This is a genomic window from Prosthecobacter sp. SYSU 5D2, from assembly GCF_039655865.1.
GTDB lineage: Bacteria > Verrucomicrobiota > Verrucomicrobiia > Verrucomicrobiales > Verrucomicrobiaceae > Prosthecobacter.
On record NZ_JBBYXL010000008.1, the window covers coordinates 219,176 to 241,684 of the forward strand.

General features: G+C 59.2%; 20 protein-coding genes. 7 read left to right on the forward strand and 13 right to left on the reverse strand.

Annotated features, from left to right (window positions below; genetic code table 11):
• Nucleotides 1-95 precede the first annotated feature (95 nt).
• The 6 genes from WJU23_RS15420 to WJU23_RS15445 all read right to left on the reverse strand — a co-directional run bounded on the left by WJU23_RS15420 (nt 96) and on the right by WJU23_RS15445 (nt 8,714).
• Nucleotides 96-1,040 (reverse strand): hypothetical protein, encoded by a 945-nt coding sequence (locus WJU23_RS15420; protein WP_346333496.1) that lies wholly within the window; start codon nt 1,038-1,040, stop codon nt 96-98.
• A 155-nt stretch (nt 1,041-1,195) separates the two neighbouring features.
• Nucleotides 1,196-3,457, reverse strand: a complete 2,262-nt coding sequence (locus WJU23_RS15425) for an ATP-binding protein (protein WP_346333497.1) — start codon at nt 3,455-3,457, stop codon at nt 1,196-1,198.
• A gap of 3 nt (nt 3,458-3,460) precedes the next feature.
• Nucleotides 3,461-4,033 (reverse strand): YfiR family protein, encoded by a 573-nt coding sequence (locus WJU23_RS15430; protein ID WP_346333498.1) that lies wholly within the window; start codon nt 4,031-4,033, stop codon nt 3,461-3,463.
• Entirely contained in the window at nt 4,021-5,934 is a 1,914-nt protein-coding gene (locus WJU23_RS15435; RefSeq protein WP_346333499.1) for a TonB-dependent receptor, read from the reverse strand. Before WJU23_RS15435 ends, WJU23_RS15430 begins: the two co-directional genes overlap by 13 nt.
• A gap of 142 nt (nt 5,935-6,076) precedes the next feature.
• Nucleotides 6,077-8,299 carry an ATP-dependent RecD-like DNA helicase gene (locus WJU23_RS15440; RefSeq protein ID WP_346333500.1) on the reverse strand — a complete coding sequence of 741 codons (2,223 nt, stop codon included), beginning with the start codon at nt 8,297-8,299 and terminating at the stop codon, nt 6,077-6,079.
• A gap of 61 nt (nt 8,300-8,360) precedes the next feature.
• Complete coding sequence (locus tag WJU23_RS15445; protein WP_346333501.1) at nt 8,361-8,714, reverse strand: hypothetical protein; 354 nt, start codon at nt 8,712-8,714, stop codon at nt 8,361-8,363.
• A 234-nt stretch (nt 8,715-8,948) separates the two neighbouring features.
• Here WJU23_RS15445 and WJU23_RS15450 point away from each other — a divergent pair, with 234 nt between their 5' ends.
• Complete coding sequence (locus tag WJU23_RS15450; RefSeq protein ID WP_346333502.1) at nt 8,949-10,196, forward strand: PQQ-binding-like beta-propeller repeat protein; 1,248 nt, start codon at nt 8,949-8,951, stop codon at nt 10,194-10,196.
• 77 nt (nt 10,197-10,273) lie between these two features.
• Entirely contained in the window at nt 10,274-11,632 is a 1,359-nt protein-coding gene (locus WJU23_RS15455; protein WP_346333503.1) for an SBBP repeat-containing protein, read from the forward strand.
• Nucleotides 11,633-11,644: 12 nt separating this feature from the next.
• Here WJU23_RS15455 and WJU23_RS15460 read toward each other — a convergent pair whose 3' ends face one another.
• The gene (locus tag WJU23_RS15460; protein ID WP_346333504.1) at nt 11,645-12,136 is read right to left on the reverse strand and encodes a hypothetical protein; all 492 of its coding nucleotides are present in this window, start codon (nt 12,134-12,136) and stop codon (nt 11,645-11,647) included.
• A gap of 161 nt (nt 12,137-12,297) precedes the next feature.
• On the opposite strand from WJU23_RS15460, the gene WJU23_RS15465 reads away from it, so the two are divergent.
• Nucleotides 12,298-12,900, forward strand: coding sequence for a hypothetical protein (locus tag WJU23_RS15465; protein ID WP_346333505.1), 603 nt, complete (start codon nt 12,298-12,300; stop codon nt 12,898-12,900).
• A 62-nt stretch (nt 12,901-12,962) separates the two neighbouring features.
• Here WJU23_RS15465 and WJU23_RS15470 read toward each other — a convergent pair whose 3' ends face one another.
• Both WJU23_RS15470 and WJU23_RS15475 read right to left on the reverse strand, forming a co-directional pair.
• Nucleotides 12,963-13,346 (reverse strand): hypothetical protein, encoded by a 384-nt coding sequence (locus tag WJU23_RS15470; protein WP_346333506.1) that lies wholly within the window; start codon nt 13,344-13,346, stop codon nt 12,963-12,965.
• Between the two features lie 277 nt (nt 13,347-13,623).
• Nucleotides 13,624-14,118, reverse strand: coding sequence for a redoxin domain-containing protein (locus WJU23_RS15475; protein ID WP_346333507.1), 495 nt, complete (start codon nt 14,116-14,118; stop codon nt 13,624-13,626).
• Between the two features lie 298 nt (nt 14,119-14,416).
• Here WJU23_RS15475 and WJU23_RS15480 point away from each other — a divergent pair, with 298 nt between their 5' ends.
• From WJU23_RS15480 to WJU23_RS15490, 3 genes are all read left to right on the forward strand, one after another.
• A complete protein-coding gene (locus WJU23_RS15480) occupies nt 14,417-14,944 on the forward strand; it encodes a sigma-70 family RNA polymerase sigma factor (protein WP_346333508.1) in 528 nt (175 codons plus the stop codon).
• Between the two features lie 255 nt (nt 14,945-15,199).
• A complete protein-coding gene (lepB, locus tag WJU23_RS15485) occupies nt 15,200-16,000 on the forward strand; it encodes a signal peptidase I (RefSeq protein ID WP_346333509.1) in 801 nt (266 codons plus the stop codon).
• Nucleotides 16,001-16,182: 182 nt separating this feature from the next.
• On the forward strand, nt 16,183-17,697 hold the full coding sequence (locus WJU23_RS15490) for a hypothetical protein (RefSeq protein WP_346333510.1): 1,515 nt from the start codon (nt 16,183-16,185) through the stop codon (nt 17,695-17,697).
• 171 nt (nt 17,698-17,868) lie between these two features.
• On the opposite strand, the gene WJU23_RS15495 is transcribed toward WJU23_RS15490, so the two are convergent.
• Nucleotides 17,869-18,996 (reverse strand): prenyltransferase/squalene oxidase repeat-containing protein, encoded by a 1,128-nt coding sequence (locus tag WJU23_RS15495; protein ID WP_346333511.1) that lies wholly within the window; start codon nt 18,994-18,996, stop codon nt 17,869-17,871.
• 222 nt (nt 18,997-19,218) lie between these two features.
• On the opposite strand from WJU23_RS15495, the gene WJU23_RS15500 reads away from it, so the two are divergent.
• The gene (locus tag WJU23_RS15500; protein WP_346333512.1) at nt 19,219-19,449 is read left to right on the forward strand and encodes an SWIB/MDM2 domain-containing protein; all 231 of its coding nucleotides are present in this window, start codon (nt 19,219-19,221) and stop codon (nt 19,447-19,449) included.
• 20 nt (nt 19,450-19,469) lie between these two features.
• Here the strand turns inward: WJU23_RS15500 and WJU23_RS15505 are convergent, their stop codons facing one another.
• The 3 genes from WJU23_RS15505 to secY all read right to left on the reverse strand — a co-directional run bounded on the left by WJU23_RS15505 (nt 19,470) and on the right by secY (nt 22,490).
• On the reverse strand, nt 19,470-19,793 hold the full coding sequence (locus WJU23_RS15505; protein ID WP_346333513.1) for a GIY-YIG nuclease family protein: 324 nt from the start codon (nt 19,791-19,793) through the stop codon (nt 19,470-19,472).
• A 353-nt stretch (nt 19,794-20,146) separates the two neighbouring features.
• A complete protein-coding gene (map, locus tag WJU23_RS15510; protein ID WP_346333514.1) occupies nt 20,147-20,974 on the reverse strand; it encodes a type I methionyl aminopeptidase in 828 nt (275 codons plus the stop codon).
• A 10-nt stretch (nt 20,975-20,984) separates the two neighbouring features.
• Nucleotides 20,985-22,490, reverse strand: coding sequence for a preprotein translocase subunit SecY (gene secY / locus WJU23_RS15515; RefSeq protein ID WP_346333515.1), 1,506 nt, complete (start codon nt 22,488-22,490; stop codon nt 20,985-20,987).
• Between the last annotated feature and the right edge of the window lie 19 nt (nt 22,491-22,509).

Consider the following 22,509-nt stretch of genomic DNA (forward strand, 5'->3'; position numbering starts at 1 on the left):
GGATGTTTCTGTCATGTGCTTATCCGCCGTCCGGAGCACCGTCGCTGCACGCAGGGCAGAATCTTTGATCGCACGAAGCTCTCCCAATCCCCGCATCAGGGCACTTCTTCGCCGGAGCCGGTGTAGATCCATTTTTCGACACGGCCGTTCTTGATCTGGGCTTGGGCTTCGGTGTCAAATTTGCCGAACATGGTCTGCGTTTCGTATTTCACGATGACGGTCCACACGCCGTCCGTATTTTGGGGCTCGCCCCATTCCTTGATGGCTTCGGGTTTGATCTCGGTGACCTGACCGGAGTTCATGCTGGCCAGCAGCAGAGGATAGGTGCCGTCTTTGTCGCGGGCAGGCTTGTCATTGCTGGCGCTGACGCTGGCGGTGGCGCCTTTCGTCGGTGGCGGTGCGTTCTTGGCGCGCTCAGCGGCGGCGAGTTTAAATTCATGCGCACGGCGGAGAGTCTCCACGCGGGCGACCTTCCATTTGTCATAGATTTCCGTGAGGACTTCCTTCAGGTTGGTGTCGTCCATACCCACTTTGCCGCGCATGGGGGAGGTGTCGGTGGGGGAGACGAGGATTTCATTTCCCTCCTGGCCGACGGCGAAGATGGAGCCGCCTGCCTTCACCTGGGTGGAAGCGGTGGAATTGCCGATCTTCATTTGCAGGTTGAGGTCCTTTTTCAGGATGACCTGGCGTGGAAAGGCGCTCTTGGGAATGTTGGTCCAGTTTTGAGTGGCCACATCAATCGGATCAAAGACAGGCGGCACGAACTCCCCTTCCTTGGGCATGACAGGCGCCGGGGCCGGAGCCTCCACCATCGGTGCGGGCTTGGGTGCCTCCATGACCGGTTTAGGCTCTTCCATCACCGGCTTCGGCGGGGCCACGACTGCCACTTCCTTTTTAGGCTCCGGCTTGGGTGCTTCCACGACTTCCTCCTGGGGCTTGTGCTTCTCAAACTTCATTGCATCTGCAATCTGCGGATACACATATTGATAGGCCGCATAACCAACAGCAGCGGCGAGAATGAGAACGAGGATGCCTTTCATAGCAGTGGAACAATGGGGGAAATTGCGGGAAACTCAAGGACAGCCTTCTGCTCCCTTCGTGGAATAAAACGCGGCTGCACGCTTAATCTTGGGATTGAAGTGCGTTTCCGCAAAAATGAGAAAATTCCTTGGGGTGGCGGGGAGGAAAAACTCTCTCAGACTTCGTCCGTCTGGGTGAGCGTCTGGATCGCCGCTTTCAGTTCCGGCCAGTTGACGGGTTTGGTCAGATGGCGTGCGAAGCCTGCCACCAGGCTTTTTTTAATGTCTTCCTCCATGCCGTAGCCGCTGAGGGCGATGGCTGGCAGCGGACGCCGGGCGGCGAGCTGCTCCATGAGTTCATGCCCGCTGCCATCCGGCAGGCCGAGATCGCTGATCAGGAGATCGAAGCCGCCCGCCAGGCCTTTTTCCAGCCCTTCTGCAAGGGTGGTGGCGCAGGTGACCTGATGACCGGCACGCCTGAGCAGACGCGCCATCTGCTGGGCGCTGTCCTCATGGTCTTCCACCAGAAGGATGCGCGTGGACGCCTGGGGCGCGGGCTGTTGGTCAGGCTTGACCGGTGGGAGCAAACTGCGGGTGGAGGGCTCTGCCTGGGTGGGCAGGCGGATGGTAAAGGTGGCGCCGAGATCCTTTCCGCCACTGCTGGCGGTGAGGGTGCCGCCGTGCATGCCAATGATGGCCCGGCTGATGGCCAGGCCCAGCCCCAGACCGCCGAAGCGGCGTGTGCGGGAGCGCTCCCCCTGCTCAAAGGCATCAAAAATGCGTGGCAGGATTTCCGGATCAATGCCGATGCCCGTATCGGTCACCTGGATGACCAGGTGCGGCTGGGCGGCCGGGTCAGCGGCCGGTTTCTCATTGTAAGCGCGGATGGTGATGCTGCCATTTTCCGGGGTGAATTTGCAGGCGTTTTGCAGCAGGTTCCACAGCACCTGGGTGATTCGGGCGGCATCCGCATGGATCCACGGAAAGTCAGGTTCATTCTCCAGGTTCACCCTCACGCCTTTCGCTGCGGCAGGGTCACGCAGGTAATTGTTCACCGCATGGATCAGCAGCGGTCGCAGGTCCACCGTCTGCGAATGCAGTTCCAGCTTGCCCCGGGCGATGCGGGTGACATCCAGCAGATCATCAATGATCCGCGCCTCCACCTCCACATTGCGGCGGATCATTTCCAAGTCCGGCTGCAGGGCTGCAGGCGTGGTTTTGTCCTCCTCCAGCAGGGCCAGCGTGGCCAGCACGGGGGAGAGCGGCGTGCGCAGTTCATGACTGAGGATGGCCAGAAACTCATCTTTGGCACGGTTGGCCGCCTCGGCGTTGTTTTTGGCATTTTGCAGGGCCACCTCCGTCTGCTTGGCCTGGGTGACGTCCATGCTGACGCCGCTCATGCGGACCGGCTTCCCGTGCAGATCCTGGAAGACGCGGCCGCGGCTGGCCATGTGCCGGATTTCTTCATTGGGACCGCAAATGCGGAAGGCCACGTGGATGTCTTTCTGGCTGACGATGGCCTGTTTAAACTGCCGCTCCACTTCAAAACGGTCATCTCCATGGATCAACGAGAAAAAACCCTGGGGCGAGCCGTCCCAGTCCGTTTTTTGAATGCCATAAAGCGGAAACATGTAGTCATCCCAGGTCATCTGGTTGGTGGCCAGATTCCAGTCCCAGGTACCCGTTTCAGATCCTTCCAGGGCCAGCCGCAGGCGCTCCTCACTGTCCGCCAGGGCGGAGCTGGCCTCATCAATGCGCGTGAGCATCTGATTGAAGGCATCTGTCAGCTCGCCGATTTCATCACTGCCGTACTGCGTGGCGCGGACGGAATAATCCTGCCGCTCGGAGACCGCACGGGCCGTTTTGGCCAGCAGGCCGATGGGCCGGGTGATGAGCCGCTGCAGGGTGGTGGAGACCGCCAGGGAGCCGATGATGGCCCCCACGCAGGCAATGAGCACCAGGCCGCCATAGGCGAACAGCCGGGAATACATCTCGCTGAGGTCGGCCCGCAGGTAGATGGTGCCCAGGCGCTTGTTCTTTTCCATAATGGGCTGGAACATGATGAGGTGGGCCGCACCAAAGGCGCTGCCATCCGCCCCGGGCTCGGCGGGTATGGCCCGCAGGCCCGCCATGCTGGGATACTGGGCAAACAGTTTTCCCTGGCTGTCATAGATGGCCGCAGCGGTGATCTGCGGCTCGGCAGAAAGCACGCTGAGCACCTCCGTGGCATCCTCCTGGTCTGCAAAAGCCAGGGAGCTGGTGCTGATGGAGCCGATCACCCTGGCCAGCACACTGGTATTGTTTGTCAGGGCCGAGCTGAAAGTCAGCGCCTCGTAGGCCATCACCGCCCCACCCATCAGGACAAGCGCGAGACTGGTGGTCAAAAGAAGGACCACCATCAACTTGCGTTTGATGGGTGCATTGCGGAGGGCAATCATGTGTCAGCGTCTTATATCGGCTATGCGAAGCAATTTGGAGCTAATTTCCACTTTGGCCGCGCTGACTGGCTGTAGAAATATGCGCACCCGGATCTTATTTTGCTCCGAGGTCAGGGCGATCATGCCGCCTTTGTCTAAAAAAGTGTCACTTTCGCCGACGGTCACGACGCTGTGGCCGTTAAGAGTGGTGAAGACGCCGGGATGGCGCGCCAGCTCCGCGTCGCTGATGAACAGGAGGTGGCAGTTTCGTGCTTCCGCAGGGCTCTTGTAGTATTCCAGACGGATGCCGCGTCCGCGCACCATCTCTCCCTCAACGGTCTCGCTCAGGAGCGAGCCGAAAGGGTTGCTGCCCAGCACGCCGATGACAAAGGGGGTCTTGTCAGTCGTGAAAGACTGGGGCGGCCAGTCAATGAACTGGCAGAAATTGTACAAGAACACCGCTTTCAGCGAGTATTCCCGGTTGTTGATCTGGGCCTCGGCCGTGACCTTGGGCACGCCCGGCAGCAGCAGGAGCAGCAGCGCCAGCACTGCTGCAGTCCATCCTCGTTGGGCGGTTTTACGGGTTAAAAGGTCCATGTGGCCATGAGATAAACACTGCGACCCACTTCACGGGTCGGGACCCGCCGAAATTCCGGATGCGCTTCGTCCAGCAGATTCCGCCCCACGATGGCCAGCTCCAGGTCCTTCGTCGCCTGCCAGCCCAGCCGCAGGTCAAAGGTGGAATAGGACGGTGTATCGGACAGTGTCGCCTGGGCCAGCTCGTCCACATGCCGGAAGGTGACATCCAGTTCCAGGTTCCCCGGCAGGTCCATGGAGGAGCGGGCCACGAGGATGTGGTTAGGATCATTGCGCTCCCCGGCACCCCCATTGGCGTCCCTGCTGCCGGGACTGCGACGCAGATACGTTTGCATCAGCGTATAGCCCACGTTGATCCGCCACCAAGCAGCAGGCTGCCACTTCACATCCAGTTCGGCTCCATAAGACTCCCCCTCGACACCGTTGGCTAAAATAATAGGAAACGCGGCCGCGCCTACTGGCTCCAGGCTTCGTACATTATCGTGATCATTATAGAAGAGTGCCAGGTCAGTGGTGAGATTAGAACGCCATTTAGCGCGGTAACCGAGTTCGTAGGCAATCGTCACTTCAGATTCAAAATCACGATTGCTGAGCAATAAAGGCGTGGCGAAATCCGGATTGGGGATGAGATAATCCTGGTCAATACGTGACGGCGTACGCACCGCCCGTGAAACCGCCCCCCAAAAAGTCTGCGTGTTCGTGGGGGTAAAGGCAAAGCGGATGCTGGGCTGGTATTCAAAACCGCTGAAGGTGTTGTATTCAAACTTGGACCCCAAAGTCAGCGTCAGCACATCCGGCATCAGGTGGATTTCATCCTGTAAAAAGCCGCTGTATAGATAAAGCACCTCACTGGCCGGTATAAAAGCCGATCCGGGACCTTGGTCGGTGATGTCATCATGCGAGGACCGCAGATTGAGTCCCCAGACGAAATCCTGACGCGGACTGAGCTTAAAATTGTGCTGGAACTCCAGGTCATAAGTTTTGCGGGTCTCCCCCAACACGCCAGGAAGCTCCCGATGCGTGTGGTCATAATAAGCCTGGATAGAAAGGCTTTCCTCAGAAGAAATATGTCGCGTCCAGCGGAGCATCAGATTGCCGCCGCCGACCTCAACGTCATCCGCCAGTCCGGCTCCGAAGCGCCCGGTGTAAAGATCCCCCTGGAAGGTCAGTTCATCTGTATCGGAGATTGCCGAATCCAGCCTGAAACCGCCCTTGGTCAGACTGTATTCGTCTTCCAAATCCGTTCCGCTGAACTCCTGGCTCAGGCTGTCCCGGTTTAGCGTGGTCACATAGGCGCGGTAATAGGTGCTGTCGCCGATCTTCCCGCCATAGCGCACCCCGCCGAATCCCCGGTCCTCATTGCCAGTTCCGCCCTGCATCATCCAGCCCTGGGTGTCGCGGGCGTGTTTGGAGCGGATGTTGATGACGCCATTGACCGCATTGGCCCCCCACAGGGTGGCCCCAGGGCCCCGGATGACTTCGATCTGCTCGATGTCCGGCAGGAAGGTATGTTGCACGTCCCAAAACACCCCGGCATACAGCGGCGTGTAAAGGCTGCGGCCATCCATCAGCACCTGCATCTTGTTGGCCGTCGTCGAATTGAAACCTCGGGAGGTAATGGCCCAGTTGGACCCCGTCACCTGCGCCACATGCAGCCCGGTGGCCAGCCGCAGAGTGTCCGGCAGATTCGTGGCCCCGTACCGGCGAATGTCCTCATCCGTAATGACATCAATGGCACTGGCCGCCTTGAGCATGGATTCCGGCCGCCGGGAGACGGAGGTGATTTCCAGATCCATGAGCTGCTCCAGCGGCAGCCGCTTGAGCGTCGCGGGCGCATAGTCTTCCGTTACCTGCCCCATCGTCATAGAACAGGACCCGCCAGCCAGCATCGTGCAAAGCACGATAGTGGGCCAGCCCGGGCATCTGTTCTGACATGACGCATACCTTTCACGAGTCATGGTTGCGATTTAACATGCCTGCATTGTGAAGTGCCAAGTACTTTTTGTTGCATTCAAAAAGTAACTTCTCTTTTTGTCCTACATATTAAATGGCGGCGATTTTTAAGCCAGCCCGATGACTGCCGCTGAATGATTCCATTGCGACCGTCAGTCCCGTCCACCTTTTCCGGCTTTCCTGCCTGCCCACCGCCAGGCTGAGCGCACGCGGATCTCCGACTAGCACCACCAGCTTTCGCGCCCGGGTGATGGCCGTGTAAATGAGGCTGCGCTCCAGCAAAACGTAATGCTGGGTGCTCACCGGAATGATCACACAGGGAAATTCGCTGCCCTGGCTTTTATGAATGGTCAGCGCGTAGGCCAGTTGTAGCTCATCCAGCTCCCCCGGTTCGTATTCAATCAGGCGCTCGCTTTCAAAGCGCACGTAGAGTTTCAGCGGCTCCGTCTCGATGCTGACAATGTGGCCAATGTCGCCATTGAAGACTTCCTTGTCATAGTTGTTTTGCGTCTGGATGACCTTGTCGCCCACGCGGTAGGTGGTCTGAAAACGCTCCAGTTCATACTTCAGCTCACTGGGCGGATTCAGCGCAGCTTGCAGCGCCTCATTCAGGCTGCGGGTGCCCAGGATGTGACGGTTCATCGGTGTCAGCACCTGGATGTCCTGGATGGGATCAAACTTGTACTTCGCCGGCAGCCGTTGATGCGCCAGTTGCACGATAAGGTCGCGGGTTTCCTCCGGTGACTGTGTTTCCAGGAAAAAGAAATCGCCATCGCGCTGCGGTTTCAGGTCCGGAACGCGGCCCCGGTTCATCTCATGGGCACTGGTGATGATGCGGCTGGTCGCAGCCTGGCGGAAGATCTCGGTGAGCTGCACGCACGGCACCTGGCCGCTGGCGATGAGGTCATTCAGCACCATGCCCGGCCCCACGGAGGGAAGCTGGTCCGCATCCCCCACCAGCAGCAGATGTGCGCCCTCCGGCAGCGCAGAGAGGAACTGCGCCATCAGCGGTGCATCCAGCATGGAGCATTCATCCACCACGAAAAGATCTCCCGTCAGCGGCTTGCCCCGATGCCTTCCCCAGGTGCCGGTGCCCTGGTATTCTAACAAACGATGCAACGTCTTCGCCTCCAGCCCCGTGCTTTCGTTCAGCCGCTTCGCCGCCCGGCCTGTGGGCGCGGCCAGCACCCGCTTCACCTGCTGCTTACCCAGGATGGCCAGGATCGTCCGCAGAATGGTCGTTTTGCCCACGCCGGGCCCGCCGGTGATGATGAGACAGCGATTTTTCAATGCCTCTTTGACCGCCCGCTGCTGGCTATCCGCAAGCACCTTGCCCGTATCCAGCGCCGCCTGCGCCATCAGCTTGTCCACATCCATCGGCGGATAAGACGCGGGCTGGCGGGTGAGCTCGCGGATGGATCTGGCGATGCTCTGCTCCGCCGCGCGCAGATGCGGCAGGTATAAAAAGTCCGCTCCATGCAGCGCATGCCGCTCCAGCAAAGTGCTCGCGATGAGCGCCTCCACCTCCGTTGGCACCAGTTCCTCCGCACAGCCTAAAAGCTGCACCGTCTGCTCCAGCACATAACGCTCCGGCGCGCAGCAATGGCCGCTGCTGGCCGCCGTCTCCAGCACATGCAAGATCCCCGCCCGCAATCGCTCCGGCGCATCCTTCGCCACACCCATCTGATGCGCGATACCGTCCGCCGTTTTAAACCCGATGCCGTGGATGTCCTGCGCCAGCCGGTAAGGGTTCGTCGTCAGCACCGAAAGCGCTTCATCCCCATAGGTCTTGTGGATGCGCAGCGCCCGCGAGGAGCTGATGCCGTTCTGGTGCAGAAACAGCATGATGTTGTGCACGGACTTCTGCTTCATCCACGACTCGCGGATCTCCTGCCGCCGCTTTTTGCCGATGCCCTCCACACCCTCCAGCTTGGCCGACTCGTTCTCGATGATCTCGAAGATGTCCTTGCCGAATTTCTTCACCAGCCGCTTCGCATACGCCGGGCCGATGCCTTCAATCAACCCGCTGCCCAGATACTTCTCGATGCCCTCGCGGGAGTCCGGCCGCGTCAGCTTCAGCTTCTCCGCTTTAAACTGCTGCCCATAGTCACGCGTGGCCTCCCAGCGGCCCACGGCTTCAAACTGCTCCCCCGCTACCACACGCGGAGATTTGCCGATCAGGCTCACCGCCTCGCGCCGCCCCTGGGGGAGGACCTTCAGGATGCAATAACCCGTCTCCTCCGTGTGATACACCACCCGCTCCACCAGCCCATGCAGGGTCTCGGTGGGGGCTGGAGAGGCATCACGGTTCATGGCCCATAGACTACGGTGCAGTGCGGGCAGGCTGCAAACACTCTTCGTCTAATGCCCGCCGCTAGGAGCGCATGAGCAGCCAGATGACCACCGCAAACAACATCACAAGACCGCCGAAAAACACAAACGGGGTGAGCTTGAGAATCAACCGTCGCTGCTGCACTCCAGGATGGCTTTCGATGCGTTCCATTTCGGCCATGACCGCCTGGACCTGCTCCGGCAAGAACTGCGGTTTCCTGCCCGCCTGAATCTCACGCGAGACAGCTTCCAGCTTTTCAGGCTTCAGGTAATGATCCGTGATGATAAGGTGGCGCGCCCGGTCCTCCAGGCTCTGCGGCAGATAGCGGCAACCAGGGCAGGTCGTCCACGCCCCGGTTTTCATGTGTCCACATTCCAGGCAAACGGCAGCAGTCATGGTGTTAATCAATTTCGATGCCGACGAGAATCATCGGAGCTGAGTGTCTTTTCAATCGGAGCGAGCTAAAATTTGATCCGCCTTCAGCATTGCGATGATCCAAATGGATTTGCGGAATTTTGGCAAGCCGGGAAGTAAAATGAGTCTGGCTTTTGCTGGAAAAACAGACGCCTTGTGAATTCTGGATAAGTTTATGCGCCACGGTTCGTCCTTCTGCTGATCCCTTTTTTCACCATGCGCCTTTTGTTTCCCCTCCTCGCCATTACCACCTTTGCATCGGCTGAAGACTGGCCGGAATTTCGCGGACCTTCCAGCCAGGGCCAGACCGCCGTCACCGGCCTGCCCACGGAGTGGAACCCGGACTTCAAAAAGAACATCCTGTGGAAAGCTCCGGTGCCGGGCATCGGCTGGTCATCGCCGGTGGTGGTGGGCGACCGCATTTATCTGACCTCCGCCGTGGCTGCGGGCGGCACGGACAAACCGGAAGTGGATCGCAGTCTGCGCACCCTTTGCCTCCAGGCCGCCGATGGAAAAGTGGTGTGGGATGTGGAGGTGTTTGTGCAGCCGAAAGATGCGCCCCAGGTGCACAAAAAGAACAGCCACGCCAGCCCCACGCCCGTGCACGAGGACGGCAAGCTGTATGTCCACTTTGGCCACCAGGGCAGCGCCTGCCTGAATGCCGCCGACGGCAGCGTGGTGTGGAAGACGCAGGCCTTTGCGTACAATCCGGTGCATGGCAACGGCGGCAGCCCTGTCATCGAAGGCGGGCTGTTTATCTTCAATGCCGATGCCGATGTGAACCCGTCCGTCATCGCTCTGGACAAGACCACCGGCAAGCAGGTGTGGAAATTTGCCCGCGTCAGCGAGGCGAAGAACAAGTTCTCCTTCAGCACGCCGCTGATGATCGAGGTCAACGGCCAGCGCCAGCTCATCAGCGCCGGCAGCGGTGTGGTGAATGCGCTGGACCCGCAGACCGGCAAGGAAATCTGGAAGGCGCGTTATGACCAGGGCTACTCCGTCGTACCGCGCCCACTTTATGCGCATGGCATGATCTACGTCACCACCGGTTATGGCAAACCTGTCGCCCTGGCCATCCGCGCCGACGGGAAGGGCGATGTCACGGATACCCACATCGCCTGGAAGATTGAGAAATTTGTCCCGCACAATCCCAGCATGGTCGTGGTGGGAGATGAACTGTACTTTGTGGCGGACAATGGCGTGCTGACCTGTGCCGATGTGAAGACCGGCACGGTGCATTATCAGGAGCGCTGCACCGGCCCCATCAGCGCCTCCATCCTGCATGCCGACGGCAGGCTGTACCTCCAGGATGAAAAAGGCCTGGGCGTGGTGGTGCAGCCGGGGAAGAGCTTTCGCATCCTGGCCAAGAACGACATGAAAGAGCGCTCCCTGGCCTCCTATGCCGTGGTGGAGAATGATTTCCTGATCCGCACGGAAAGCCACCTGTGGCGTGTTGGGAAATGAGGCCGTTTTGAGCGGCATCACATTCATACGCATCTTGGTCGTAACAAGGCGGCCAGGTGTCTGCGTATGATCCGCCCATGACATTTCTCCGCTGCACCCTTCCCTTGTTCCTGGCTGTCTCCTTGCAGGCAGCAGAACCCGCCTTTGAATGGGTGGCTGCCGGAGGAGGCGTCAAAAACGACAAGACCCGCGCCGTCAATGTGGATGCTGAGGGCAATGTTTTCCTGGCTGGCGAGACCACCGGCGAGGGCAGCTTCGGCGAGCTGAAGCGGGAAGCTCTGGGTACTTCCGATTTCTTCCTGGCCAAGGTTTCCCCCGAAGGCAAATTCCTGTGGGTGCGCAGCCTGGGAGGCAGCCTGGTGGATCGCGGTTACGGCGTGGTGACCGATCCCACCGGCAATGCCTACGTAACCGGCCATTACCAAAGCACAGACGCCAAAGCCCTGGGCCAGGTGCTGCCCAATGCCGGTGATTATGACATTTTTGTGGCCAAGTACGGACCGGACGGTGACCTGCTCTGGATCCGCACGGCCGGTGGTGCGGGTTATGACTACGGGCACGGCATCGCCCTGGACAGCAAGGGCCATATCGTGGTCTCCGGTGCCCTGGTGGGTGAGAGCAAGTTTGGCGACGTGGTGGTCAATGCAGGCAGCAAATCCAGGGCCGTCTGGTGGGCCAAGTATGATGCGCAGGGTTCCTTGATGTGGGTCAAAACCACTTCTGGTAAATTCTCCGGCAGCGGTCATGGCATCGCCGTGGACGGGCAGGACAACATCTATGTGGGCGGCAGTGGCAGCGGTGCGGGCCAGGCGGGCCAAGTGGCACTCGGCTCCCCCACCGGGCAGGCCGCCTGGGTGATGAAGACCGCTCCGGACGGTGAGGCCGTCTGGGCTTCTGTCATTCCCGGAGCCCCAAGCGCGGGCTTTCATGAAATCACCGTGGATGCCCAGGGGCGCGTCTGGGGAGCGGGCATGTTCAAAGAGAAGCTCGCCTTTGGCATCGAGGTTTTCGCAACGACGGGTGCGAAAGACAGCGACGGTTTTCTGGCTCATTTTTCCCCAGAAGGGAAGCCGCAATGGTGCCGGGTGGTCCAGGGTCCGGGCGTGGATTATTGCCTGGGCGTGGCCACGGACGGCACCGGGCGGGCCTTTGTGACCGGGGAGTTTTCTGCCACCGCCCTGATGGCCGGACAAAAGCTGGTCTCCCAGGGAGCCACGGACATCTACACGGCAGCTTTCGACTCCGCAGGCAAGCTGGAATGGGTGTATCCGAATGGCGGCATCAAAGGCGACAATGCCTATTCCCTGGTCTGGAGGCCCGGATATTTGATCCTGGGCGGAGCCACCACGGGCCCCTCCACCTTTGGCGAGCATCCGATGAATTTATCCGGCGCGGCGGAGGCTCATGCCGCCAAGTTTAAACTGAATTCCAAATAAGCAGGTTCCCGGTTACTGAAACGATTGCACCTGCAGTTCAGGATGGTGGATGCGGGTGAGCTTCCAGTCCCAATGCCAGGGGCCGTCCTTGCGCCAGTGAAAGAGCCAGGGCTGCTGCAACGCATTGACCCGGTCCATGACAATGGGGCTGAGGCCGAGGCCACGACCATCCATCCGGATGCGGACCTGCACCTGTGCTGCCGGAGGTGAAGGACTGGGCTGGAAAGGGAGGACGCTGGTCTCGAGCGTGAGAAAGAGGAAGCCTTTCAGCACTTCAGCCGCCGTGCCGGGGGCCGTTTCACGATTCAGGCCGTAGGAATCCGAGTAGTCGTCGGCGAGGAAGGACTGTACCTTTTTCCAATTGCGTTTTTCCACGGCGACGAGGAATTTCCCCTGGGCGGAACGAACCTGCTTTTCAGCCGACTGGCCGAAGAGCCACCAGCCCAGCCAGACAATGGCGATGAGGCCGGGCACCAAAAAGAGCCAGCGAGGAGGGCGGTTCATGGACATGTTATTTCAAAGACAGCGGGCAGGGACAAGCCTAAACCGAGGCCTGGCAAACAGAACGGCTGCCGGGCCTGGCAGGTCCCGCTCCATGGACGGGTTTTTGGATTGCGGAATTGACCGGGAAGCTGGGCGGGCCACACTCGGGGTCACTTTTCATCATGGAACACGTTCTTGTCATCCCCCGCGCACTTTTTGATTCTCTCGGCAGCTTTCAGGGCTTTCAACCGGAGGTGGACCGCTATCTCGAGGCGATGCTGGCGCACGGAGCCAACTTTTTCATGGAGCGGCCCCAGGCGGAGGCGGACCCGACGCACAAGCAGCTCATCCCCTATTCCATCTTCAAACATGAGGACCGGTACCTGAGCTACACACGCGGCGGCAGCTCGGGGGAGAAGCGGCTCGTGGCCAAGCGGAGCATCGGCATCGGCGGGCACATCAACCCCATTGACCAGAACCAGGATGAAATGGGCGAGGCGATGTACTACAACAGCATCGAGCGTGAAATCGCGGAGGAACTGCAACTGGGCGGGGCGCATACGCAGACGGTGATCGGCCTGATCAACGATGACTCCAGCGAGGTGGGCAGCGTACACCTGGGCGTGGTGCATGTGTTTGAGCTCGGCACGGCGGATGTGAAGTCCAACGAAGAAGCGATCCAGGACCTGCGCTTCGTGACCCTGGATGAACTGGTGGCAGAAAAGGACAGCCTGGAGAGCTGGTCGAAGATCTGCGTGGAGTATCTGGCGGGAAAGATCCAGTAAACAGTCTTCAGTTTTCAGTCTTCGATTCAGTCAGCCTTTCATGGCTGACTGAAAACTGCCTCTTACCACCGGCGGCGGGAGAGGTAATCCCGGGCGGCGCGGGTGGCGATGATGAGCTCGGCCTTGCTGCAGGAATTTTCTTTGAGGACGCGGCCATAAGCGTCACAGATGACGTAGCAGCCACCGCGCAGGGTGGCCTGGACGCCGCCGTTGGGCAGAGGCCGGATGGAGACGGGATTCATCGGGCGGCGGAAGGGAGGCCAGCCGACGGTGTGCACGTTTTGATCAATGCCGGAGCCTGCGCCGGCAAAGGCTAGGCTGGCAGCAGCCGCACCCGCACTGAAGCTGCCGCCACCCGGCATGGGTGTAATGCTGGCGGCAAGTCCGGCCAGGGGCAGAAGGCAAAGGCTGCAGATGAAGGACTTCAGAGTGTTTTTCGTTTTCATAAGTTTCCGGGGGAAAGGGTTGAGATGAGACGGAACCGGACCTCGGATTATTCACAAAGCAGCGGCTCTAGCGAGCCCTGGACAGGCCGCCCGCATCGGCAAAGAACGTATCTGGATCGTATGAGGAAAGAAAAACGCGTGTACTTTCATCTGGCACTTCTCCTTGCCGGGGGTGAGTGATTTGAACCGCACTTTGAGTGCACACTGACAGGCTCACACAACAAAAAAAGAGGGAACCCCGGAAGGCTCCCTCTTCGTGAAATCTGACTGCTGATGATTACGCCAGTTCCTTCAGCTTCGCCTGGATGGCGGTGAAGTCCGGCAGGTCCCCGGGGCTTTCCAGGACTTCGGCGTACTGGATGATTCCGGCCTTGTCAATGATGAAGGCGGAGCGCTTGGGCACGCCACCCATGATGAGGTTCTTGGCTGGCAGGAAGCTCTCGTAGGCGATGCCGTAGGCCTCCGTCACCTTGTGGTCGTAATCGCTCAGGAGCTGCAGGGTGATGCTTTCTTTTTCCGCCCAGGCCTTCTGCGCAAACGGATTGTCACCGCTGATGCCGACGACTTTCGCGTTCAGGGAATTGTAGGCATTGATGTTCTTGGACAGGTCGCAAAGCTCCGTGGAGCAGACGCCCGTGAAGGCCATGGGGACAAACAGCAGCAGGATGCTGGAGGTGCCGATGTGCTCGGAAAGCTTGAACAGCTCCGGGCCATTGGCGCCGAGGGTGGTCAGGGTAAAATCAGGGGCGGTAGAACCGACGGAGAGTGCCATGGTGGTAAGAGTGGGTTGAATTCAAATACGCCGGAAGTCCGGCACCTCCCATTGGAACGCGGCAGCGGCGCTCGGTCAAGCGGGGATGCGCAAGGTGAAATAATCATTACTTAACCCCTGGCCTATGGGAAAATTAGAGGATCAATGCCGTGGGAAGAAATCGCCCTCCGAATCGATAGATCGCAGGACCTTTTGGCCAAAATCTGCTGCAAACATCGTTGTCAACTACGCGCAGGCTTCATTTATGGCAAAAATGGAACCTTTTCATCCCCCGCCGGTATTCATCATAGGACAACGAATGAACGAAGCCGACGAACTCCAAATCATCCGACGCATTGTGGACGGGGAAATCGAGGCGTTTGAGCATCTCGTTCTTCATTACCAGGATCGCCTGCTCCGTATGATTGCCACACTTTTAAATGACGAAAGACGCCACGCCGAAGACCTCGCGCAGATCGTCTTCGTGGAAGCGTTTCGGCGCCTCAAGGATTTCGATCCCGCACGAAGCCGGTTCTCCACCTGGCTGTTTATGATCGCCCGCAGCCGCTCGCTCAACGCCCTCCAGAAAAAGAGCCCGGCTCTCTTGGCTGAACTTCCCGAACAATACGCCGACACACCCGAAACCGAAGACCGAGACCGCATGAGAACCCTCGATCAAGCCCTCCATCAGCTCCCCGGAAAACAAAAACGTGCCTTCACTCTCGTCGCCCTCGAAGACCTTTCCTACGCCGAAGCCGCCCAACTCGAATCCACCACCGTCGGCACCATCAAGTCCCGCGTTAGCCGCGCCCGTGAGTTCCTCAAAGCCAGCCTCACCCACCCCTGAACCATGACCATGTCATCTGATCCCGATCACGAACTCGACCTCTGGATTGCAGCGCGAAAGCGAGATCCATCCGCGCACCTAGCCCCCTCTGTCATGAGGGAGATCCATAGAGCATCCCAACCCGCTCCCCATGCTTCAGCCAGAACTGCCCCCCCCCCCTGGCTCCTTGCTTCCGCCTGTTTCATCGCAGGCATCGGGAAAATCAGCCTCATTCTTCGCCTCGCATTCTAACAACGAAAACAAATATCCAGGACAATGCACACCCTTCCTTCAAACGAACTGGCCCTTGGCCCCGTCAGCAAACGGAAGCCATCCACAGCCATCAACCTGTCACTCTTTCTCCCCGGTCTCGGACAGGTTTACTGCGGTGCCCTTGGTCGCGGACTTCTTCACCTCTGCGCACTTACGGCTCTCCTCGTCGTTGCCCTCGTCTTTCTCGCGGCGCAGTCCGTCCCCCCGAAGAATATTCTCATCACCGTCGCCATTCTCTCAGTGATCCCCACCGCCTACTCCACATGGGATGCCCGCCGAATGGCGCTCGCCAGCCGCGAAGACTATCGCCTCAAAGATTACAACCGTATTTCCGTCTATGTCGCCCTCATCTTCCTCACAATGCCCATCATCACCGGCCTCGGCTTCTCCGTTCGCGAAAACTTTCTCCACATCTTCACCATGACCGGCAGCTCGATGAGCCCTACATTTGACGAAGGTGACAGAATCTTTGTCCGCAAAGACAGCTACCGTGACCGCCAGCCCGAACACAACGACCTCGTCGCCTTCCTCAACCCCGCGAATCGTCGGCAAACTTGGGTTAAGCGAGTCATCGCCCTGCCAGGGGATGTCCTGGAGATCAAAGAAGGCATCGTCCACCTCAACGGGATGGCCATCAAAGAAGCCGTCGGCGTCCATCTCGACAAAACCAACCTCCCCCCGATCACCATCCCTGACCACCACTGCTATGTGCTAGGAGACAACCGCGCCGACTCAAAAGACAGCCGTCACATCGGACCCGTGCCCATGATTGCTCTCGTCGGAAACGTTCTATCGTGGAGGTAGAATCAAAGCTCATCGCGATTCAAACCATGAGTGACGATGAGCTCCTCGCTCTGCTGCACGACACGCCCGCCGCCTTGATGAAGAAGCCGGACGGCAGCAACGACCTTTTCATCATCGAACCATGACCGAAGTCATGGGAACCCGTCACAGACCCACCGCCAGCCGGGACACTATTCATGAACATGCACACCAACTCATTCCCTGTCCTCCTCGCCACGACATTCGCCCTCACAGCTTCGACCGCCTTCTCTCAGATCGAAATTGATCCTGCTCAGCCCACTGGTGCCACGGTGCGCTACTTCGCTTGGGATTTGAAGGGGTGGAAGGATGTGGCGAACACTCCTGAACGCGCTCAGAAGCTCTATGGCGACACCCCGGCTAACATGGTCCGCATCTCTATGGAGGCGTATGCTCATCGTGAGGATGGCAGCGTGGACGAGAGCCTCTATGGCCCGATGTTGATCAGCATCGAGAACATCCGCAAGGTGAATCCAGGCGTGAAAATCTTTGCCAGTCTCAAGCTGAAAAAGGAAGAGACCTTTCCAGCGTGGGTCGCATCCGACGAGGACGGCACGATCTTCAATGCCAAAGTCAAATGCCCGGACCCAAAGAAGTTTGGACGCCTGGTGGCGGACTACATTGTTTGGTTGAGCAAAAAGGACATTGCGCTCGATTTCCTGGGCCTGAACAACGAGGTCAATGAGGCGCTGACCGCGAAACGTTACGTCGAGACCGCCAAGGTGCTGATGGAGGAACTCGGGAAGCGCGGACTCGATGCGAAGTTCCTTTCGTTCCAGTTCGTAGGAGCCGAGGGCTTCGGCGTGCCGACATCCATTCGCTATGCAGAGGCCACGAAGAGCAGTCGCGGCCTCGACTACGCGCACATATGGGGCAGCCACTACTATCCCGATTTGAACAGCGGCAGCATTGATGACTGGGTCAAGCTGGCAAAGGTCGCGCCAGACCGTCCGCTGTGGCACACGGAACTGCACATGCGCGAGAGTGATGACCCGGCGGAAAACATCACCAAGGTCAGGGATGGACTCGCCATTCTGTTCAAGACAAACCAAATGGGCGTGCAAGGCTACGGCTGGTGGGCACGGGCACATGAGGACGACAAGTTTGCCAACCTCATCCGCCGCAAAGCCATCGTCAGCCTGCTCGGAGGAGCCTGCATCAAGACCTCCGGCCAATATGAAGCCAAGGACAACAAACCCGCAGCCGAACTCGCCCAGGCCACCCGCGTGGGCGACACCGTTTGGCTCTGGTATTGCAATCCCGGCCAAGCCAAGGCCGAACTGCCGATTCTTTTGAAAAGCGGCAGCGCAACAAAGGCCACTGGCGAAACCTGGTCCGGCAGCGGCACCGCCGATGCACAGACAATAGGGACGCTCGATGTCTCCGTCACCGACGGAGCAACAGTCATCCTCAAAAACCTGCCAGCGACTTCAGTGGCGCTCGTTCGTATTGACCTCACCGCCAGCGGCGCCATTCCAGCAAAGAGCGGAAGTATCCTCGTCGCCAATCGCGACTGGAGTTCAGCAGATCCCAACGCACGCAAAATCCTGGCCGCCCTCGTCTCCGTGAGCAACGGCATCGGACACTTCAAACGCCCCGATGGCAGCACCTTCGATTACCCATTGAACAAACTCTCCGCCGCAGATCGCCAAATCGCGGAAGACGCAGCGGCCAAGTAGGTGAAGCATTTGCCGAAGGCATGAGTCATCAAAATAGCCGTCACAACCTCACCTTCTGCTGGGAAAGAGCTTCGACACCGATTTGCACGGCCCGGAAGTCTTGGAGCTTCGAGGCGGCTTTCCGCATGAGGATTCACTTCGCGGCGCTACGCTAGGTGCGGACCACTTTCTTTACTTCTGATAAATCGGCAGAAAGTGGTGATACACGCTGAGGCTCAGCAGGGACAGCGCGGTGGCATAGACAGGGCCGGCGCTCTTTTCATTGCCATTCCGCGGATACCATGCCCCGGATGGGTCCTGGGCGCTGACCAGCATCTGCTCGGTCTTTTGGCGGGCGGTGGCGGCGTGGTCGCCGCCGCGCTGATACATGCCCTGAGCATAATAATAGCAGCCGTAGTAAAACCAGGGTTCATTGAGCTCAGGCGGAAATTTCAGCAGCCAGTTGGAGGAGCCAAGCACCTCCGGGGCATCGTAGATGCCCGCCACCTGCAGGGACAGAAGACCGGCAGCGGTGGTGGAGAAGGTCTGACGGCCGCCGTAGGGTTCATAACTGAAGGCGGCCTCCAGCTGCTTCAATTTGCCATTGCTGTCGCGCTCGGCCCGGTAACTGCGCTTGATATAGGCGATGGCGTTATCAATGGCTTCCTTGGGTACCTCAATGCCGCTGTTCTTTGCCGCTCGCAGGGACATGAGCTGCCAGACGCTGACGCTGATGTCGCTGTCGCTGCTTTGCGGCTCATAGCGCCAGCCGCCTTTGTTGGCATCGCTCTTGGGCACGCTCTGCGCGCGGACGATGAGCTTGATGGCGTTCTCCGTCATGGAGCGCACCTTCTTATCCGTCTCCTCATCCGGGGACATGCCGAGCATCTCCGTTAGCATGAGGGTCATGATGCCGTGGCCATACATGCGGCTGCGGTCACTGCGGCCCAGGTAGCCGTTCTCATCCGGCTCCACATTGTCCACGATGAACTTCAGCGCCCGCTGGGCAGCCATGCCCTCCGGTGTGGGATCGCCGGGCAGGTGGCCCACAGAGGCCAGGCCCATGAGGGTGAGCGCCGTCATGGCCGCCGTGTGGCTGGGGATGTCGCCACGCCGGGGCACCTTGTCCGTTTTCTGCTCAGAGAAGTACCCGGCGGGCTGCTGCTGTTTCAAGAGCCAGGCCAGTCCCTTGTCCACGGCGCTTTTCACCTGAGGGGAGATGATCTCCGGACGCGGTGCCTGAGCCTGCAATCCGGTGGATGCAAACCAGGCTGCCAGCATCAGCATCAAACCGGCAGGAGGGGTGAAAAGGGAGGTCATAATGGAAATCATCACAGAGCGGCAATCACGGCTCTCAACACATTCCTAACGCATGTGGCGCGGATTCCTCACGGAATCACCCGGATTTTTGCACTTCTGTCCCCTGCCCGCCCCAGGTGAAATCCCCTGCATCAGGGGTGTTGACTTATTCGGCGTACTCTGCGAAAAGGGGAAATGGCTAAAACAGCATCTACCACACCACGCAAACCCAACCCAGCCCTGATGAAACCCGTCCAGCCGGATGAAGTCCTGGCTGCTGTCGTTGGCTCCACCCCCCTTTCCCGCGGCGAACTGACCAAAAAAGTCTGGGACTACATCAAGGCCAAAGGCCTGCAGGACCAGAACAAGAAGACCCTGATCAATGCGGACGAAGCCTTGAAGAAGGTTTTCGGTGGCAAAGAACAGGTGACCATGTTTGAGATGACCAAGCTCATCTCCGGTCACGTGAAGTAAGCTGCACGTCACCCAGTGATTTAAGATGGCTGGAGGTTCGCCTCCAGCCATTTTTCTTTTTGGGCACGGCCCAGCGCCTTGAAGACCCGCTCTGCCTTCAGCGCGGCGGACATGTCCGCATGGCACCAGGAGCCGATGAGCCATAGCGGGCCGCGCCCGCGTGTGTATTTGGCCCCCTTCCCCTCCCGGTGCATGTCCAGCCGCCGGGGCAGGTCATTGGTGATGCCGCAGTAGAGGCTGCCATCCCGGCAGCGCAGCACATACAGGCACCAGGGCTTGGGCACTGCAGCTAAGTCAGCGACAGCGGTGTCAACAGCGGCAGCCGCTTCAGCAGAGGGGTTCATGGCAGGCGTTAGCATGGGCAAGCGCAGTATGTTCCACCCCTTGTTAAAGGAAGGCAAAACGTTTGATGTGCCACTCTGTGGGCTGGATGTGTTCTGCGAAGGTGAGTTCGCGGTCCCAAAGGCGGTCGCCCGCAGAACTATCCGGCTTCTTTGGCGGTGCCCTTTTCCCAACGTCCGTCTTTGCCGAAAACGAATGCGGTGGGTCATCCGCACACTCAAAGACGGCCGGATAGTTCGGCGAAGGAATCCAGGGCAGCGATCCGTATGACGCCGAACACATCCGGCCTACGGCCCGGCGCGACGATTGACACAGGGCAAGCGCCCATGTGACCGGCAATCGCGGATTGCTCGACCTAAAACAAAGCACTCACCGGTAGCGGGGTCAGGTCCTCGACACCTTTGGGGAACATGCGCTTGCGCAGCGTCAGTACTTCGGGCTCTTTCTCGGTCACCAGCACCACATGCTCAAAGTGAGCACTGGGCTTACGGTCCTGGGTGATGGCAGTCCAGTTGTCAGAGAGCACACGCGTTTTGGCGGTGCCCAGATTGATCATGGGCTCAATGGCCAGCGTCATGCCAGACTTCAGCCGGGGGCGGTCACCTTTGCGGCCATAGTTCGGGATCTGCGGCTCTTCATGAAGCTTGCGCCCCACCCCGTGGCCGACGAATTCACGCACCACAGTGTAACCGTACTGGATGACATGCTCCTCCACGGAGGCGCACAGATCACCCAGCATCCAGCCATCGCGGGCGTGGCGGATGGCGACGTGGAGGGATTCCTCCGTGGCCGCCAGCAGGTGCAGGGTTTCTTTGGCCACATTGCCGACGGGCACCGTCAGGGCGTTGTCACCGATCCAGCCATTGTATTCAATCCCGACATCAATTTTCACAATGTCGCCGTCCTGGATCACGCGGGGGCCGCCGATGCCGTGGACGACTTCTTCATTGATGGAGATGCAGATGTGGCCGGGAAATTTGCGATAGCCCAAGAAGGCGCTTTTGCAGCCCCGGGCTTTCATTTCTGCCGCAGCGGCGCGGTCCACCTCGCCGGTAGTGATGCCCACCTGGGCCAGGGCGGCCGTTTTCAGCAGGATGTCGCGGGCCATCTGGCAGGCCTCGCGGATGCCCTGCTGTTGGGCACCGTGGCGGGTGAAGATCTTGTTGCTGCTGAGTAAACCCATGTGCTCCGGATTACATGCCCTTGTTGTAGATCAGCCAGGCCACACCCACCAGGGTGATGACGGCGATCCCGGACCAGAGCATGACCACGGTGGCCGGATTGGCCACATTGCCGCTCTGCTGCATGCGGTCGAAACGGCCACGGATGCGGCCCTTCTTCAGGAAGCCGTCATAATGGCTCTGCAGGAGGTGCGTTTCAATCTGGCGCATGACGTCAAGGACGACACCGACAAGAATCAGCAGGCTGGTGCCGCCGAAGAACTGGGCAGTCTGTGGCGCAATACCCAGGCCGGCACTGACCAGACCTGGCATGATGAAAAGGAAGGTCAGGAAAATGGCACCAGCGAAAGTGAGGCGGCTCATCGTGAAGTCCAGGAAATCAGCCGTCGGCTTGCCAGGGCGGATGCCAGGGATGTAACCACCGCTCTTCTTGAGGTCTTCCGAGATCTGCGTGGGCTGGAACATAGTGGCCACCCAGAAATAGCTGAAGAAGAAAATCAAGGCACCGGAGATGGCATAATAAACCCAGCCGGAGGCGATGGCCTGGGAGAAGCGCTGTACCCAGCCCACATCCGGGAACATGGAGGAGATAATGGAGGAAGGGAACAGCAGGATGGCCTGGGCAAAGATGATCGGCATCACACCGGAATAATTGATCTTCAGGGGCAGATACTGCGTCTGGCCGCCATAAACCTTCCGGCCGACCACGCGCTTGGCATACTGGATGACAATCCGCCGGGTGGCCTGGGTAAGGGCGATGACCCCTGCGATGACCAAAATCATGAAGGCTAACAGCAACACCAGCGTGGCCGGCTTGCTCATGTCACCGTCCACATTGCCGACGTAGGTCTGCCAGACCTGCACCATGGCACCAGGGAGATCAGAGACGATGTTCACACAGATCAGCAGGGAGACACCGTTGCCGATGCCGCGCTCAGTGATCATTTCACCCAGCCACATCATCAGCATCGTACCAGCCGTGATGGTGATGACCGTGGTAAAAACAAACCCCATGTTAAAGTCAGGTACCAATGGCCGCCCCAGGCGATCAATCGTGTCCTGCAAACCACCGAGGAAGATGTTCTGGCCGGGATTCTCCAGCGACTGTGCCAGAAGGTAACCCTGAAACACGCAAAGCGCGATGGTGGCCAAGCGGGTGTATTGGGTGATCTTCTGCCGTCCGCCGTCTTCACGGGCCAGCTTGCTCAGCTTCGGCACCACTGCCGTGAGCAGCTGCATCATGATGGATGCCGAAATGTAAGGCATGATGCCCAGGGCGAAAATCGCACAGTTCTGCAATCCTCCACCACTGAAGACGTTCAGCAAAGCAGCAACCTGGGCAGCTCCGGAGCCGGCATCAGCCGTGCGGTTCTTGATCCATTCATCCAGCACGGTCACGTCCACACCAGGCAGGGTGATGGAAGCACCGATGCGCACAATGACGATCATCGCCAGAGTGAAAAGGATGCGCGAGCGTAGGTCAGGAATTTTGAAGCTGTTGGCGAAGGCAGAAATCATGTGTCAGGGGAGTATGAGA